Raw genomic sequence first — 16825 nt, 5'->3', positions numbered from 1 at the left:
AGAACCTCGGTTTTGTTCAGCTTCCGAGCGCCACCGCAACATTGACGGAAGCGGCGACCAGCACGGTGTTGAAGAAGAAGGAGACGATGCTGTGCAGCAGCGTGACCCTGCGCATGGCAGGCGTCGTCACGCTCGTGTCGGACGTTTGTGCCGTCATGCCGATGACATAGGCGAAATAGGCAAAATCCCACCCTGAGGGTTCAGTGGTTCCGGGGAATTCAAAGCCGCCACGATAACGGCTGGCATGGCTGGTATCGTCGCCAGCCGGTTCACCCGGCTGCCAATAGACATGCGCGTAGTGGATCGCCGTCATCATATGGATGGTGAACCAGCCGAGTAGCACAGACGCGAGTGTCATGACCAGCGAGAATGTATCGGCCTTTGTCTCGCTGTTGATGAGAATAAACAGAGAGACGATTGCGACGAGAACTGTTGCAAATGTCACCAGAAAGATGATCCAGACGGGTTCGTCAGCGCTTGCGGCGTGCTTTTTCAAAAAGCTGGCCGTGAGTTTCGGCAGGGCAGAGGCAGACAGCCCCAGATAGAGCACGAAGAAGCAGTTAGCGCCGATGACTGGCGCAAGCGGGCTTCTAAGAAGCCAGGCAATGATGAATGCTGTCACGCCGCCGAGAGCGCCAAGATAGAACGACATATGGCGGCGCAGCAGAAACATCAGGCAACCGTTTCCCTTGGTTCCAATCGCATATCGACGTGTGGAATGCCGTCTTCGAGATATTCGTCGGAAATCGCTACGAAGCCGAACGAGCCATAGAATTTCTGCAAATGGCTCTGGCCTCCAAGCTCAATCGCGATGCCTGGAAAGCGGGCATGAGCAAAATCGACGGCCTCTTTCATCAGGCGCTGACCGAGCTTGTAGCCGCGATAATCCGGCGCTACGACGACGCGTCCGATCTTCACCGGCTTTCCATCCTGTTCCGGCGGTAGAACTCGCAGGCTGGCTGCAAGTTCCTCACCGTCGAGAATGCGCAAATGAAACGCCTCGGCGTCCTTGCCGTCGAGTTCCGGATAGGGACATTTCTGTTCGACCACAAAGACATCCACGCGCAGTTTCAGCATCGCATAAAGTGCGCGCGGGGTCAGATTGTCGATTTCGTCCCATTGGGAAACGAGAAACTTGTCACTCATCAGTAGACAATCACCGAACGGATGGACTTGCCTTCATGCATGAGATCGAAGGCAGTGTTGATTTCATCGAGCGGCATGGTGTGGGTGATGAGATCATCGATATTGATCTTGCCCTCCATATACCAGTCGACGATCTTCGGCACGTCGGTGCGCCCGCGCGCGCCGCCGAATGCAGTGCCTTTCCAGACGCGTCCAGTGACCAGTTGGAACGGGCGGGTGGCGATTTCCTTGCCCGCTTCCGCCACGCCGATGATGATCGATTCACCCCAACCGCGATGGCAGCATTCCAGCGCCTGACGCATGACATCGGTATTGCCCGTGGCGTCGAAGGAATAGTCCGCGCCGCCGTCGGTCAGATCCTGAATGGCCTGCACCACCTTGTCATTGCCGATCTCGCGCGGATTGATGAAGTCGGTCATGCCGAATTTCTTCGCCATCTCGACCTTGGACGGATTGATGTCCACGCCGATGATCTTGTCAGCACCGACCATACGGGCGCCCTGAATGACATTGAGGCCGATGCCGCCGAGGCCGAACACAACGACATTGGAACCCGGACGAACTTTTGCCGTGTAGATCACTGCACCGATGCCGGTCGTCACGCCACAGCCGATATAGCAGATCTTGTCGAAAGGCGCGTCTTCACGCACCTTGGCGACGGCAATTTCCGGCAGAACGGTGAAGTTCGAGAAGGTCGAGCAGCCCATATAGTGGAACACTTCGCCGCCATCGCAGGAAAAGCGCGTCGTCTTGTCCGGCATCAGGCCCTGGCCTTGCGTCGCGCGGATCGAGGTACAAAGGTTAGAGCGCTGCGAAAGGCAGGTTTTGCACTGGCGGCATTCCGGCGTGTAGAGCGGAATGACATGGTCGCCAGGCTTGACCGAGGTCACGCCAGCGCCCACTTCGCGCACGATACCCGCGCCTTCGTGGCCGAGGATGGCCGGAAACTTGCCTTCGGAATCGAGGCCTGAAAGGGTGTAGGCATCTGTATGGCAAACGCCCGTCGCCATGATTTCGACCAGCACTTCGCCAGCCCGTGGGCCGCCAATCTCGACTGTTTCGATGGTGAGCGGCTTTTTTGCCTCCCACGCAACGGCTGCGCGTGATTTCATGACGATGTTTCTCCCTTTCAGTCTATCTTGGAGCAACGCACTCATTTGAGGTAGGTGCGTAGAATCCGCATGATTTCGTCGATTTGTGTATCGGGATCAGCTTTGGTTTCCTGCCCAAATGTCTCGCGGAAATGACTTTCCAGTACTTCCGCCATCAACCCGTTGGCAGCCCCCCGCAGTGCCGCGATCTGCTGCAACAACGCTGCGCATTCCGTGCCAGCCTCCACCGCGCGCTCCAGTGCTTCGGCCTGTCCGCGAATGCGGCGCAGGCGCGTCAAGGCGCGCTTCTTGTCTTCCGGTGAATGCGGCATGGATTCTCCCGATCTCAGCGAAATCTATATACTCTAGGGGAGTATGTCAATTGTCGGTCGCCAACCGCAAGTGCAAGAGTGGATAGGGTCGTCCCTGGTCGTCTGTCTCTGAGCGTCCGGTTTCGACAAATCCCATATGTCGGTAAAAGCCGACACCCTGCAGGTTCTGCTCGTTCACATCGACTGTCAGCGGACTGCCGAGAGTTATTGCATACGCTATCATCTGTTTGCCGATGCCTTTGCCGCGCTGGTTGGGTGCGATGAACAGGCTGTCGATATGACGCTCGCTCATACCCATGAAGCCGACCGGCTTGCCAGCGTCTTCAATCAGCCAGACTTCCACATTCGGCAGATATTGCTCGGCCACCAGCTTTTCGATTTCCAGAAAATCATCGCGGCTCAGGAAATCATGCGTGGCGAGAACGCTGGCGCGCCAGATTTCGACAAGTGCAGGCGTATCGGCCTTGCTTGATTTTCGAATATGGATCATGTGCGTTCCCTGTGTGATAAGCACGAAAGCGGAAGCCTTATCTGACGGAAATTATTTTGACGAGCCTGCCCGATCTTCCTGTGACACGAATTCTGCCTGAGCTTGACGAGGCATTGGCGCATCATGCGAGTGCGGTTCTTGTTGCGCCGCCCGGTGCGGGCAAGACGACACTGGTGCCTATTCATATGCTGAACGCGGATTGGCGCAAGGATGGCATGATCGTGCTGCTTGAACCGCGTCGTCTGGCGGCACGCGCAGCCGCTCGCCGCATGGCGCAGCTTCTGGGTGAGGAGCCGGGTGAAACGGTCGGCTACCGGATGCGCCTTGAAAGCAAGGTATCGGGGAAAACGAAAATCCTTGTCGTCACCGAGGGCGTCTTTGCGCGCATGATTCTGGACGATCCAGACCTCAAGGGTGTCGCCGCAGTCTTGTTTGACGAGTTCCACGAACGCAGTCTCGATGCCGATTTCGGACTGGCGCTGGCGCTCGATGTGCAGGCGGCACTGCGTGACGACCTCAAGATACTCGTGATGTCTGCGACGCTCGATGGCGCTCGCGTTGCTTCGCTTCTCGGCGATGTGCCGGTGATTGAAAGTGAGGGGCGCGCTTATCCCATCGATATCCGCTATCGCGACCGCAAGGCAGATGAACGGATCGAAGACGTGATGGTGCGTGCTATTCGTGATGCATTGGCCGACGAGACCGGCAGCATTCTGGCTTTTCTGCCGGGGCAGGGCGAGATTGAGCGCACGGCAGGCATTCTGGAAAAGTTCCTCCCTGCCAATATCATTCTGGCCCCGCTTTATGGGGCGATGGAAGGCCGTGATCAGGATGCGGCAATCAAGCCTGCACCGGTGGGCTATCGCAAGGTGGTGCTGGCGACCTCGATTGCCGAAACCTCCATCACGATTGATGGCGTGCGTGTGGTGATAGACAGCGGGCTTGCGCGCCTGCCGAAATACGAACCTGCCACTGGCCTGACACGGCTGGAAACAGTGCGCACCTCACGAGCGAGCGCCGATCAGCGTGCGGGTCGCGCGGGGCGTACGGAGCCTGGTGTTGCGATCCGGCTCTGGCATCAGGGTCAAACGGCGTCGCTTCCCGCTTTTTCTCCACCGGAAATTCTGGAAGCTGACCTGTCCGGGCTTGTGCTCGATGCGGCTGCGTGGGGTGTGACTGATCCGGCAACGCTCAGTTTTCTCGATGTTCCGCCCAAGCCCGCGCTGAAGGAAGCAAAGGCCCTTCTGCTGCGGCTTGGCGCTCTGGATGAGACAGGACGATTGACGCCTGATGGTGATGCGATGCGTTCTTTGGCTCTGCCCGCACGTCTGGCGCATATGGTGGCAGAAGCTGGCAAACGCGGTGAAGCGCAGAAGGCGGCCGAACTCGCGGTGTTGCTGACCGAGCGCGGTCTTGGCGGCAATGAAACTGACCTCGACACACGCATGTCGCGGTTCCGCAATGACCGCTCGGATCGTGCACAGCGCGCAAAAGGGCTGGCAAGGCGACTTGCAGCAAATGTCCCGAACAAGGGTGAAGCGGCAGGCTCAAGCGTTGGCCGTATGCTTATCGACGCTTATCCTGACCGCATAGCGAAGGCACGCGGCCAGACGGGGCAATTCCTGCTTGCCAATGGGCGTGGCGGCGAAGTCGACCCCGCTATCAGCCTCAGCCGGGCGGCATGGCTGGTGGTTGCCGATATGTCAGGCAAAGCCGGGCGGGCCCGCATTCTTTCTGCTGCGGAAGTTTCAGAAGCCGAAATCCGCGCTACCCTTGGCAATAGGATCGAAAGCGGCAGACAGGTTATCTATGATCCGGAAAAGAATGCCTTGCGGGCTCGTGAAGCTGTGCGTATTGGTGCAATAGCTCTCTCCGAAAAGCCGCTCGCCGCTCCTTCGGGGAGTGCTGCCGACGCAGGCGTGATTGCCGCGGTGCGTGAAAATGGCCTCGATATTCTGCCGTGGGGCAAAGAAGCCGATATTCTGCGCCGACGCCTCGGCTGGCTGCATCGAGGCCTCGGCGATCCGTGGCCTGCAATGGACGATGACTATCTTGTCGAAAGGCTGGACGACTGGCTGCTGCCTTTCCTGACGGGTGAAGCCCAACTTGACCGCATTCCGGGACACGTATTGAAGAACGGTCTGATGAGCCTCGTACCCTTCGATCTCCAGCGCAGTGTCGACCAACTTGCGCCGACGCATTTCGAAGTGCCCACCGGCTCGAATATTCCAATCCGCTATGATACCGAAGAGCCGGTGATTGCAGTCCGCGTGCAGGAACTGTTCGGCCTTGGCGTGCATCCGGCCATCGCCAATGGCAAGGTGCCGCTCTTGCTGGAGCTTCTCTCTCCGGCTCACCGCCCGATCCAGATTACCCGCGATCTTCCCGGCTTCTGGAAGGGATCATGGGCGGATGTGCGTTCCGACATGCGTGGACGCTATCCGAAGCATGTTTGGCCGGAAGATCCGGCCAATGCCGAAGCGACCCGTCGAGCCAAGCCGCGCGGAACCTGAGATATTTGGTTCTGACCGCCTGCAAATGGCACTCTTCTGCGCTTCCGGTGCTCATGTACCCAAAAGTACATTCCGCTCCCGTTCTCAAAGCGCACCATTTTGGGCTCGTCATTACCAAAATCTCAATAGGTCTCACCACATTTCCCTGCGACCGGATAACGCAGTTTCGCTTGCTTTCTGGTTCGGGCTTGCCTCATAAGAGGCCCTGACGAGGGACCTCATGCACGCAGAATTCGAGAATCGCGCTTCCAATCTTTCGCGCCGTCCGCGCCTGACCACGTTGATACGTGTGCGCTGGCTGGCCATAGCTGGGCAGACGGCCGCAGTCATGTTCGTGGCGCTCTATCTGCAGTTTCCTTTTGCTGTTGGCATCTGTTTTGCGCTGATCGCCTGTTCGGCATGGCTCAATCTTTATCTGGCCTTCCGTTTTCCGACCAACCATCGGCTCAATCCGGCAGCGGCAAGCCTGGTTCTGGCGTTCGACGTTCTGCAGCTGGCAGGGCTTCTCTATCTTACCGGCGGGCTGCAGAACCCTTTCATTATTTTGATGATCGTGCCCGTCATCATCTCGGCGACGTCGCTTTCCGCCCGTCATACGTTGGTGCTCGCCCTGCTGGTCGTGGCCTGTACTTCGGTGCTCACTATCAGGCATGAGCCGCTGCCATGGTATCCAGGTGAAACGTTGGACCTGCCATTCCTGTTCGTGATTGGTATCTGGTGCGCCATTATTTCGGCACTCGGATTCACTGGTGTTTATGCCTATCGCATCGCCGAAGAAGCGCGCCAGCTGGGCGATGCATTGAGCGCTGCCGAACTCATTCTCCAGCGTGAACAACATTTGTCGGCGCTGGATGGGCTGGCTGCGGCTGCTGCCCACGAACTGGGCACGCCACTGGCAACGATTGCACTGGTGGTGAAGGAAATGCAGCGCGCCCGTACCACAGATCCGGGCCTTGCCGAGGACATTGCCTTGCTCCATTCCCAAACCCAGCGTTGCCGGGAAATCCTTCAGCGACTGACCAGCCTGTCCTCCGAAGGCGAGGAACATATGTCGCGCCTGCCACTCTCTTCGCTCATCGAAGAGGTGATCGCTCCGCATCGCAACTTCGGTATTACGATCGACGTGCAAAAGACGGAAGGCCCGAAACCGGAGCCTGTCACCCGACGCAATCCCGGCCTGCTGTATGGCCTCGGCAATCTGGTGGAAAATGCCGTCGATTTCGCACGTGGTACGGTCAACGTTACCTGGGGTTGGACGGACGGCAATGTGAGTGTGACCATTCAGGACGACGGCGAAGGATTCAAGCCGGAAATTCTCGACCGTATCGGCGAGCCTTATATGACGAGCCGCGACAACACGCGGAACGGCGGTGGCCTTGGCCTCGGCCTGTTCATCGCAAAAACCCTGCTGGAACGCTCGGGCGCGCATATCACCTTCCGCAATCGCAACAATCCGGGGCAGGGTGCAGAGGTAAAAGTGGTTTGGCCGCGTTCCGCATTCATATCCGGCTGAAGAAGGATGCCATATGACGATACCGCTTGAGATCCAAAGAGCGACAGAGGAATTCGACAAGTTTCTCCATATGGCTCGGGACGAGGCAGGGCTCGCCACGCGCAATCAGGCCTATACGATGGTAGAGGCTGTGCTGCTCACCTTTCGTCACCGGTTGGACGTCGATCAAGCGATTCGCTTTGCCACGATATTGCCGCCGGTTCTTCGCGCTATTTTTGTAGCGAACTGGGATATTTACGAGGCGAAACGGCCATTCGACAGCCGACAAGCCATGACCCGCGAAGTGCAGTCTTTGCGCAAAGATCACAATTTTGCACCGGATTCAGCCATTTACGACGTTGCCAAGGCGCTGCGTGCGCATATCGATCACGTGGAGCTGGATGACTTTCTGGCTGGGGTATCCGACGAGGCGCGGGAATACTGGTCCGTCTGAAGCCTGTTGCGGCAAATACACGATTTTCCTATCAAATCCTCGTGTCCACATTTCAAAATATTCTGAAAATACAAAGGTTTGCACTAATCTTGCGAATGGGTGAATGCTGAAATTGCTTCAACAATTCAATGGCTATTTGACTTTTTGACGCAGGGGTATCAATAAGGAAAGAAAAATACAGGCAGGAAGCACCCGATGGACGACTTGAAGCAGGAAGACACCGAAGCCATAGGCAACGATCCGACCCTCCTTCTGGTTGATGACGACAAGCCCTTCTTGCAGCGCCTTGCCCGCGCCATGGAGAGCCGGGGTTTTCAGGTGACGACTGCGGAATCGGTTGAGGAAGGCATCGCCGCCGCCAAGGCTGCAGCCCCGGCCTATGCGGTCGTTGATATGCGGCTCGGCGACGGCAACGGTCTCGATATTATTGAAGCTATTCGTTCGCGTCGTGCCGATACGCGCGCCATCGTTCTTACCGGGTACGGCAATATCGCTACCGCTGTGAATGCCGTTAAGCTCGGTGCCATCGACTATCTGTCGAAGCCTGCCGATGCGGATGAGGTCTTTGCCGCATTGACCCGCCGTCCCGGTGAAAAGGTTGCACCGCCGGAAAACCCCATGTCGGCCGACCGGGTGCGCTGGGAACATATCCAGCGTGTCTATGAAATGTGCGAGCGCAATGTCTCCGAGACCGCACGTCGTCTCAACATGCATCGCCGTACATTGCAGCGCATTCTGGCGAAGCGCGCGCCCCGTTAAGTTTTATGCGCATCTTCTTCCAAAAACCGCTTCGTACTTTTCGGGATGCGCACTAATCAATCTATTTCGGTCTCGGGGACATCGAGACCGGCGAGTTCGGCGATTGTCAGGCGGACGGCGCCCGCCCGCGCAAAGCGCAACATCAGCGCCTTTCGTGTTGCGCCCGGTAATTTATGTTCCGGTGCATCGCGCAGAATTTCTGCTCCATATCCATCAGAGAGAATGAAGCCGCATTCTTGCGGAAATATTTCGCGCGGCACCGCCGGGTGGGTTGCGAAGAACAGTCGATCACAATAAGCGCGATATTCGGGCCATTTACGATCCGCCTTCCAGTCCTCGATCGAGGATTTGATTTCCACGATCCAGATTTCGCCCTTGCGAGTGACCGCGATCAGGTCGGCGCGCCTGCCAGATACCAGCGGTAGTTCGGGCAATGTTGCAAGCCCCATTTCCAGAAAAAGACGCTGTACGCCACGCCGCACCAGCATGGCGTTCTCCGACTGTCGACCGTCGGAAAGAGGGTGGGTCTGGTTGGGAATCACGATTGGCATAGGTGTAGTTTGTGCGCGGATTGAGATCGAAACAATCCGAAAACTGGGGCGCTCGGCGCGAAAACTGCGGTAACATGGTAAAACATGGCCAAAAAATGTCTTATTCAAGGAATTTTCAATTTACGGTTAACGCCTGGTTAACAATACTACCGCATCTTCGACAAGAATGAGCGATTCGCTTCAATCTCCGGCCCATCGTGGTCCCATTGACGGAATGAACCAATCTGGGGGAATGCATGAATTCTCGCGTCCTTAAACTGACGACGGCTCTTTTTCTGGTAGGTGCATTGGCAGGCTGCTCGACCGTAGGCGGCACTTTCTATACTGCCTCCTATTCTTCGGTCAGTGACGCTGGCTATGTCGTCCCGGCCATTCCGAGCGAAAAGATCCAGGCGCAATATCGCCGCCAGATCGTCAAATATCCGACGGATGAAAAGCCAGGCACTATCATCGTCGATACGCGGGAAAAGTTCCTTTATCTCATCATGCCAGAAGGCAAGGCCATGCGTTACGGCATTGGTGTCGGCCGTGAAGGTTTCGAATGGTCCGGTACGGCGCGCGTTGCCATGAAGCGGGAATGGCCGACCTGGACGCCACCTTCCGCCATGATCAAGCGCCAGCCGGAACTGGCGAAATACCGTAACGGCATGGACCCAGGCCTGCGCAATCCGCTCGGTGCACGGGCTCTGTACCTCTACAACAAGGGCGGTGACACGGGCTATCGTTTGCACGGCACGCCGGAATGGTGGTCCATCGGCAAGGCCATGTCTTCCGGCTGCATCCGCCTCATGAATCAGGACATCATGGATCTTTACGACCGCACGGAACAGGGTGCCAAGGTCATCGTGAAGCAGTAAGTCCAGATGATGACAGATATGAAAAAGGCCGCTTCAAGCGGCCTTTTTCTTTACAAGTCTCAATAAGATCAGATCTGTTCGACCTGCTGCACTTCCGGCACGAAATGGCGCAGGAGGTTCTGAATTCCGTGCTTCAGCGTTGCCGTCGATGACGGGCAACCAGAGCATGCACCCTTCATGTTCAGGAATACGGTACCGTTTTCGAAACCACGGAACGTGATATCACCGCCGTCCTGTGCAACTGCCGGGCGAACGCGGGTCTCGATCAGTTCCTTGATGATCTCGACGGTTTCGGCATCGGCGTCATCGAAAAATTCTTCTTCGCCATGAGCGGCGGCAGCGTCTGCGTTGCTGTTGCCAGCCATTGCAGGTGCGCCCGACATGAAATGTTCCATGATCGTGCCAAGAATGGCGGGCTTCAGATGCTGCCATTCACCATCGTCCTTGGTGACAGTAATAAAATCGTAGCCGAAGAAAACACCGGTCACGCCCGGAACTGAAAAAAGCTTGGCTGCGAGCGGTGATGTGTTGCCTGCGGTAGACGGGTCGCGAAAATCAGCGGTGCCCTCCGGCATAACCACCTTGCCGGGAAGAAACTTCAGGGTCGCCGGGTTGGGCGTGGTTTCAGTCTGGATGAACATGCCAGTTGTCCCGCTTTCAGATTTTGGAACGATTTTCGTAAGCGCAGATCCATATGGAAGCAAGTCCTGTCCCGATCTCGCGCGTATCAGTTATCATCAATATAGGGTGATTAGGTCACCGCATCAATGTCATCGTCGCTCATACCTGCCGGAATGACGGTAACCGGGATCGGGAACTGGGAGCGGCTGGCAAGCGATTGCACGAGAGGACCGGGACCTTCCTTGCCGGAGCCAGCAGCCAGAACCAGAATGGCGATATCCTGATCTTCCTCGATGAGACACATGAGCTCTTCGGCGGTTTCGCCCTCACGGATGCTGATTTCCGGCTCTATACCTTGGTCCGCACGCACGGTTGCGGCGAATTTCTCCAGCGCTGCGCGAGCACGATCCTGCGCTTCGGAACGCATGATTTCGCCGACGCCCAGAATTTGCTGGAAATCAGAGTCATCAATCACGAAAAGCAGGATGAGAGAGCCGCCCGTATTTTTTGCACGGCGCGCGGCATAGGCGACGGCGCGCCCGCATTCGGGCGTCTCATCGATGACGGCAAGAAACTTGCGGCGGTGACCGGCTTCCCGGCTAAGTCGTTTTGATACCATGGCCGCAATTTGCCATCGGGATTAACCGTCTGCAAGCTGACATTTAGAGTGCATCCCGAAAAGTGCGAAACGGTTTTCGGACAAGATGCACGTCAAAAAATGTGACGCGCCGATCTGATTCAATCAGATCGAAACGTGCTCTCCTAGGTGGTTGACGATCGGATGACGATTCTCAAATGAAGCGGGGCGGCAGCAGAAGTGCCGCCGCCCCTTCAATAATTGAGAAGTTTAGTTCTGCAGCCAGCCGACGATGTCGCGAACATGACGCATGGTCTGTTCGGCAATCACGCCAGCCCGCTCACCACCGTCGCGCAGAACGCTGTCGATGTAAGCCGGATCAGCGACCAGACGGCGCATCTCATGGGTGATCGGCGAAAGCTTCGCTACGGCCAGATCTGCAAGCGATGCCTTGAATTCGGAGAACTGGCGTCCGCCGAATTCGTTGAGCACGTCTTCCTTCGATTGAGAGGAAAGCGCTGCATAGATGCCAACCAGATTATCGGCTTCCGGACGACCGGCGAGACCGTCGAGATCGGTGGGCAGGCCGTCCGAGTCGGTTTTTGCCTTGCGGATTTTCTTGGTGATGGTCTCTTCGTCGTCGATCAGGTTGATGCGCGACAGATCGGACGGATCGGACTTCGACATCTTCTTGGTGCCGTCGCGCAGTGACATGATGCGCATCGCAGGACCGGAAATCATCGGTTCCGTCATCGGGAAGAAGCCGGAAACCTGCTCGTCACCCACCTGCATATCCACACCCACACCGAGCGAAGCGATACGGTCGGAATAGTCATTGTTGAATTTCTGCGCGATATCGCGGGTCAATTCCAGATGCTGCTTCTGGTCCTCGCCAACGGGGACAGCAGTGGCGCGGTAAAGCAGAATGTCGGCGGCCATCAGGCTTGGATAGGCGAACAGGCCGAGCGAAGCATTTTCGCGGTCCTTGCCTGCCTTGTCCTTGAACTGGGTCATACGGCTCATCCAGCCGATACGTGCAATGCAGTTGAACACCCATGCCAGCTCCGCGTGCTGCATGACGCGGCTCTGGTTGAAGACGATGCTCCTCTTCGGGTCGATGCCAGCAGCAAGGAAAGCTGCGGTGACTTCACGGGTCGATTGCATAAGCTCAGCCGGATCGGGCGAAATGGTCAGCGCGTGCATGTCCACGACGCAATAGATGCATTCCTGCGTCTCCTGAACCTCGACCCACCGCTTGATCGCCCCCAGATAGTTGCCGAGGTGAAGATTTCCGGTCGGTTGGACGCCGGAGAAAACAAGCGGTTTGAACGTGCTCATGGCTTTATCCTGAATGAGCATTTCCAGCGAAAGTGGATACCGGTTTCGCGTTCGGAAATGCGTGACGAAAATTGCCCCGCCGGTGGAGAGCGGGGATTTTGAATGCTGGTCTTTTCGCAGAGACGCAGCCGCCTTTCAAGCGTGAATTATTGCTCGCTTTCAGGGGCTTTCTTTGCTGCACCGCGCTTGATGTTGCGGCGGATCATTCCCGTATTGGCGCCGCCAAGACCGAAGGCAAAGCCAAAATAGACCACCATTGCCGCAACGACGATCGCGGTAACGGTTCCCGCCCGCACAACAAGCGGCGCTGCGGAGGAAAGCTCATACGCAAAATAGCCGATGGCGTAATGAATACCGAATGCCATGATCGCGGCAGCGACGAGGAGGCGCGGAATACGGGTAAGCAGCGGAATATCCCGTCCCCAATGGCCGCGTTTTACCAGCATGGCGAACAGCAGGACAGCGTTGACCCAGCCCGCGATGATTTCCGCCGTGGCGATACCGGTCGGACCGAAATGCGGGAAAAGCGTGATGGCAAGCGAGACGTTCACCGCCACCGAAATGGCGGCGAAGATCATCGGCGTGCGTGTATCCTCGCGGGCGAAGAAACCGGGAATGAACGCCTTGATCAATACGAAAGCGGGCAGACCAAGGCCATAGATCGCCAGAATATTGGAAACGACGAGCGTGGAATCCGGGCTGAACTTGCCACGTTCGAACAGAAGTCGGACGATGGGTTCCGACATGACCAGAAGAGCTGCAGCGGCTGGCAGCGTCAGAAACAATGTGAACTCGACCGAGCGGTTTTGAAGGTTCGACGCTTCCTTCATGTGGCCGCCGCGCAACGCGCGAGACAGTTCCGGCAGAAGCACGGTCGCGACCGCGATGCCGACGACACCGAGCGGTAGCTGATAGATGCGGTCCGCATAGACGAGCGATGACACCGCACCTTCCATGCCCGACGCGATATTGGTGTTGATGAGAAGGTTGATCTGCGTGATGCCGCCGGTGATGGCGGCAGGCAGCGCCAGCACCAGCAGCCGTTTGACATTGGCTGTCAGGCGAGGACGGCGGAAGCCGATCTTGATGCCAGCATTGCGCACGGCGAGCCAGACGATGGCAAGCTGCACCAGACCTGCTGCCATAACACCCCAGGAAAGGCCATAGCCGACTGAAAGCGCGTCATAGCCCCGCCACCATGCGAAAGCCAGCACCCCGATCAGAATGATGTTGAGGAACACCGGCGCAATGGCTGCCGCGAAATAGCGGTGCAGTGAATTGAGCATCCCCCCCATCATCGCGGCCAGCGACATACAGGCGAGATAGGGGAACATGATGACGGCGAGACGCACTGTATTGTCGAATTTCACCGGATCGTCAGTGAAGCCCGGTGCGATCACCGTCCGCACGATGAATGGCATCGAAAGTTCCATCACGATGGTCAGGAACAGAAGCACGGTGAAGAGAACGCCGAAGACTTCTTCGGAAAAACGGCGCGCGCCGTCCATGCCGTTTTTTTCGATTTCCTTGGCAAAAAGCGGCACGAAGGCTGAATTGAACGCGCCTTCGGCAAAGAGCCTGCGAAAGGTGTTCGGGAAACGGAAAGCGGCATTGAAGGCATCGGCCACCGGGCCGGTGCCAAGTGCTGCCGCCATGAACATCTCGCGCGTGAAGCCGAAAATGCGGCTCATCAGCGTTCCGGACGCGACCGTGGCGAACTTTTTGACCAAACTCATTTACTGAAAAACCTATGCTGCGGCCTGCGACGAGCGACCGTTTGTCTTATTGCCAGTATCTCCGCTCAGAACACCAAGCAGCTTGCGCCTGATATTGCCCTGGCGGGTGGCGTTTGAAATCTTGTGACCCACAAGGTCAGTCACGTAAAAACTGTCGATCACTTTCTCGCCGAAGGTGGTGATATGAGCCGATGCAATATCCAGCGAAAGGTCGGAAATAAGGCCGGTCAGTTCTGAAAGCAAACCGGGCCGGTCCAGACCTTCGACCTCGATGACGGTAAACTTGTTGGAGAGCGTGTTGTTGATCTCGACACGCGGCTCTACCTTGAAAGCCTTGGCAGCTTTCTTCGGTTTTGTACGCTTGGCGAGCACGTCGGGCAGATGGGCCTTGCCGGACAATACATCCTCGATGACCTTGCCGACACGTTCAGCACGGCGACGTTCGTCATCGTCAGTGTCGAACTCGCGGCTTATGAGGATGGTATCAAGTGCGCGTCCGTCACCAGTGGTGAAAATCTGCGCGTCGACGATGTTGGCGCCAGCCGCTGCACAGGCGCCGGTGATGATCGACAACAGGCGTGGATGGTCGGGCGCCAGCACCGTAATTTCCGTAACTGCCTCGAAAGTATGCGGCTTGGCCATGGTGGCCAGCGCCCGCTCTTCGCGATCAGCTTCGCGAATGAAATGGGCATGCCGGACCTGATCCTCGAGACTGACGGTCAGAAAATAGTTGGTGTAGTGAAGTGCCAGATAGGCATCGCGCTTGTCCTTCGGCCAATCGGAAAGCCGTTCGGCAAGCGCTTCTCGCGCCTGATGGTCGCGGTCGGCGCGCGACAATTCCGAAAAGCCGCCGGTCAGGACCAGTTCGGTTTCGTAGAAGAGTGTGCGCAGAAGCTGGCCCTTCCAGCCATTCCATACGCCGGGGCCAACCGCCTTGATGTCGCAGACGGTCAGGATCAGGAGAAGCTTCAACCGCTCCATGGTCTGCACTGTGTCTGCGAAGTCGATGATGGTCTTGCGATCATTGAGATCACGCGACTGTGCCACCATGCTCATGGTGAGATGCTCGCGCACAAGCCATTCAACGGTTTCCGTTTCGGTAGGGGTAAGACCCAGCCGTGGTCCCAGCCTGCGGGCGATGCGCGCGCCAGCGACAGAATGATCTTCCGGGCGCCCCTTGGCAATGTCGTGCAAGAGCAGCGCCACATAAAGCAGGTTGCGGTCGCGCTTGATCGTGGTGATGAGATGGTTTGAAAGCGGGTGCTCGTTTTCCAGTTCGCCATGCTCGATTTCCGAAAGCACGGCGATGCAGCGCAACAAATGCTCGTCTACCGTATAATGGTGATACATGTTGAACTGCATCATGGCGACGATCTTGCCGAAGTCCGGAATGAATTTTCCGAGCACACCGGATTCGTTCATGCGGCGTAGAATGAGTTCGGGGTTGCGCGGCGAAGTCAGGATTTCGAGGAAAAGCTTGTTGGCTTCGGGATTTTCACGCAGATCGGAATTGATGAGTTTCAGCGAGCGGGTGAGGCTCTGCATCGCTTCGGGGTGAAATTCCAGCCCGTGCTTGTCGGCCAAATGGAAGAGACGGAGGATATTGACCGGGTCTTCCTTGAAAACCTCCGGCCGTGCGATGTTGATGCGGTGATTTTCCGAAACGAAGTCGCCGTCTGCGGAAAGCTTGCGCTTGCGCCGCGAGAAAGTGAGGAAGATGCGGTTGAAGCCCGGCACATGCTTGGCCTGCTGTTCCTCCAGCGCGGCACAGATGATGCGAGTGAGGTCGCCCACATCTTTTGCCACGAGGAAATAATGCTTCATGAAGCGTTCGACATAGTTCTGGCCGGGATGCGCCGTATATCCAAGGCGTTCGGCAATTTCAGGCTGTATGTCGAAGGACAGGCGTTCTTCGGCTTTGAGCGTCGCGAAATGCATGTGGCACCGCACCGCCCAGAGAAAATCTTCCGCCTTGTTGAACAGCTTCAGCTCGGCTCGTGACAGAACACCAAGCTTGACCAGTTCTTCCTTCGTTTTGACGCGGTAAAAGTATTTGGTGATCCAGAACAGCGTATGCAGGTCGCGCTGGCCGCCCTTGCCTTCCTTGACATTCGGTTCAACCAGATAGCGGGTTTCGCCTGCCTTGCGATGGCGCTGATCGCGTTCGGCAAGCTTGGCCTGAATGAATTCCGGGCCGGTATCCTTGACGATTTCCTCGTCGAAGCGGGTAACAAGCGTTCTGAAGAGCTCGCGATTGCCGGTTAGAAACCGCGCATCGAGAATTGCCGTGCGTATCGTCATGTCCTCGCGCGAAAGACGAATGCACTCATCAATGTTGCGCGTGGAATGACCGACTTTCAACCCCATGTCCCACAGCATGTACAGCATGTATTCGACAACCTGCTCACCCCAGGGGGTCTGCTTGTAGGGCAGCAGAAACAGGAGATCGATATCCGACCCCGGCGCCAGTCCTCCACGTCCATAACCACCAACCGCGATGATGGCCATGTTCTCGGCCTTTGACGGATTGACCATCGGATAGGCTTTGGTAGTGGCGAATTCGAACAGCGCCTCAATCAGCGTATCCATGAGAAAGGAAAGGCGTTTGGCGCATAGCGTGCCGCCGCCATCCTTCATCAGCATGCCTTCCGCATTGGCGCGACCACGCACCAAAGCATCCTTCAGAGCCTGAAGTACCACTTTTCGTACGGTAGGACTGGTGTAGTTTTCGTCCGTGGAATCCGCCAGTTCGTTGAGCTTGCGGCGTAGCGTCTCGGGATTGACGATCTCTTCCAGCTTAAGGTCGTGTGCGCTCATGCGGCATGTAGATCCGGTTTGCGGAGAAAAGGATAGTGGACGATGGCTATC

At 57.0% G+C, this 16825-nt stretch carries 16 protein-coding genes; 5 read left to right on the top strand and 11 right to left on the bottom strand.

The window, feature by feature from the left end; all coding sequences use genetic code 11:
* Positions 1-16: 16 nt before the first annotated feature.
* Genes MKS82_RS09335 through MKS82_RS09315 form a run of 5 tightly spaced genes read right to left on the bottom strand, consistent with a single transcriptional unit; the run spans position 17 to position 3059 of the window.
* A complete protein-coding gene (locus MKS82_RS09335; RefSeq protein ID WP_240578643.1) occupies positions 17-673 on the bottom strand; it encodes a DUF1345 domain-containing protein in 657 nt (218 codons plus the stop codon).
* Positions 673-1146, bottom strand: a complete 474-nt coding sequence (locus MKS82_RS09330; protein ID WP_109985869.1) for a GNAT family N-acetyltransferase — start codon at positions 1144-1146, stop codon at positions 673-675. Before MKS82_RS09330 ends, MKS82_RS09335 begins: the two co-directional genes overlap by 1 nt.
* Positions 1146-2258 (bottom strand): S-(hydroxymethyl)glutathione dehydrogenase/class III alcohol dehydrogenase, encoded by a 1113-nt coding sequence (locus MKS82_RS09325; protein WP_109985870.1) that lies wholly within the window; start codon positions 2256-2258, stop codon positions 1146-1148. The genes MKS82_RS09330 and MKS82_RS09325 overlap by 1 nt, the downstream gene beginning before the upstream one ends.
* A 41-nt stretch (positions 2259-2299) precedes the next feature.
* Positions 2300-2569: a metal/formaldehyde-sensitive transcriptional repressor gene (locus MKS82_RS09320; RefSeq protein ID WP_010657981.1), complete on the bottom strand. Its 270-nt coding sequence runs from the start codon at positions 2567-2569 to the stop codon at positions 2300-2302.
* 46 nt (positions 2570-2615) lie between these two features.
* The gene (locus MKS82_RS09315; protein ID WP_109985871.1) at positions 2616-3059 is read right to left on the bottom strand and encodes an acetyltransferase; all 444 of its coding nucleotides are present in this window, start codon (positions 3057-3059) and stop codon (positions 2616-2618) included.
* Between the two features lie 56 nt (positions 3060-3115).
* Here MKS82_RS09315 and hrpB point away from each other — a divergent pair, with 56 nt between their 5' ends.
* From hrpB to regA, 4 genes are all read left to right on the top strand, one after another.
* Positions 3116-5572 (top strand): ATP-dependent helicase HrpB, encoded by a 2457-nt coding sequence (gene hrpB, locus MKS82_RS09310; protein WP_109985872.1) that lies wholly within the window; start codon positions 3116-3118, stop codon positions 5570-5572.
* Between the two features lie 220 nt (positions 5573-5792).
* Entirely contained in the window at positions 5793-7085 is a 1293-nt protein-coding gene (locus MKS82_RS09305) for an ActS/PrrB/RegB family redox-sensitive histidine kinase (protein WP_109985874.1), read from the top strand.
* Positions 7086-7098: 13 nt separating this feature from the next.
* The gene (locus MKS82_RS09300; RefSeq protein WP_109985875.1) at positions 7099-7518 is read left to right on the top strand and encodes a DUF2267 domain-containing protein; all 420 of its coding nucleotides are present in this window, start codon (positions 7099-7101) and stop codon (positions 7516-7518) included.
* A gap of 195 nt (positions 7519-7713) precedes the next feature.
* Positions 7714-8277, top strand: a complete 564-nt coding sequence (gene regA / locus MKS82_RS09295; protein WP_006465866.1) for a global response regulator transcription factor RegA — start codon at positions 7714-7716, stop codon at positions 8275-8277.
* A gap of 56 nt (positions 8278-8333) precedes the next feature.
* Here regA and MKS82_RS09290 read toward each other — a convergent pair whose 3' ends face one another.
* Positions 8334-8828, bottom strand: a complete 495-nt coding sequence (locus MKS82_RS09290; protein ID WP_109985876.1) for an MmcB family DNA repair protein — start codon at positions 8826-8828, stop codon at positions 8334-8336.
* Between the two features lie 236 nt (positions 8829-9064).
* On the opposite strand from MKS82_RS09290, the gene MKS82_RS09285 reads away from it, so the two are divergent.
* On the top strand, positions 9065-9685 hold the full coding sequence (locus MKS82_RS09285) for a L,D-transpeptidase (protein WP_109985877.1): 621 nt from the start codon (positions 9065-9067) through the stop codon (positions 9683-9685).
* A gap of 68 nt (positions 9686-9753) precedes the next feature.
* Here MKS82_RS09285 and MKS82_RS09280 read toward each other — a convergent pair whose 3' ends face one another.
* The 5 genes from MKS82_RS09280 to MKS82_RS09260 all read right to left on the bottom strand — a co-directional run bounded on the left by MKS82_RS09280 (position 9754) and on the right by MKS82_RS09260 (position 16774).
* Entirely contained in the window at positions 9754-10326 is a 573-nt protein-coding gene (locus MKS82_RS09280; RefSeq protein ID WP_109985878.1) for a NifU family protein, read from the bottom strand.
* 110 nt (positions 10327-10436) lie between these two features.
* On the bottom strand, positions 10437-10925 hold the full coding sequence (locus tag MKS82_RS09275) for a universal stress protein (protein WP_109985879.1): 489 nt from the start codon (positions 10923-10925) through the stop codon (positions 10437-10439).
* Positions 10926-11153: 228 nt separating this feature from the next.
* Positions 11154-12221: a tryptophan--tRNA ligase gene (trpS, locus tag MKS82_RS09270; protein ID WP_109985880.1), complete on the bottom strand. Its 1068-nt coding sequence runs from the start codon at positions 12219-12221 to the stop codon at positions 11154-11156.
* A 146-nt stretch (positions 12222-12367) separates the two neighbouring features.
* Complete coding sequence (murJ, locus tag MKS82_RS09265; protein WP_109985881.1) at positions 12368-13957, bottom strand: murein biosynthesis integral membrane protein MurJ; 1590 nt, start codon at positions 13955-13957, stop codon at positions 12368-12370.
* A gap of 12 nt (positions 13958-13969) precedes the next feature.
* Positions 13970-16774, bottom strand: a complete 2805-nt coding sequence (locus MKS82_RS09260; protein ID WP_109985882.1) for a [protein-PII] uridylyltransferase — start codon at positions 16772-16774, stop codon at positions 13970-13972.
* Between the last annotated feature and the right edge of the window lie 51 nt (positions 16775-16825).

Source organism: Ochrobactrum sp. A-1 (assembly GCF_022488005.1).
GTDB lineage: Bacteria > Pseudomonadota > Alphaproteobacteria > Rhizobiales > Rhizobiaceae > Brucella.
Note: the sequence above shows the minus strand (reverse complement) of the source record. Positions and strands in the feature narration are given on the sequence as shown.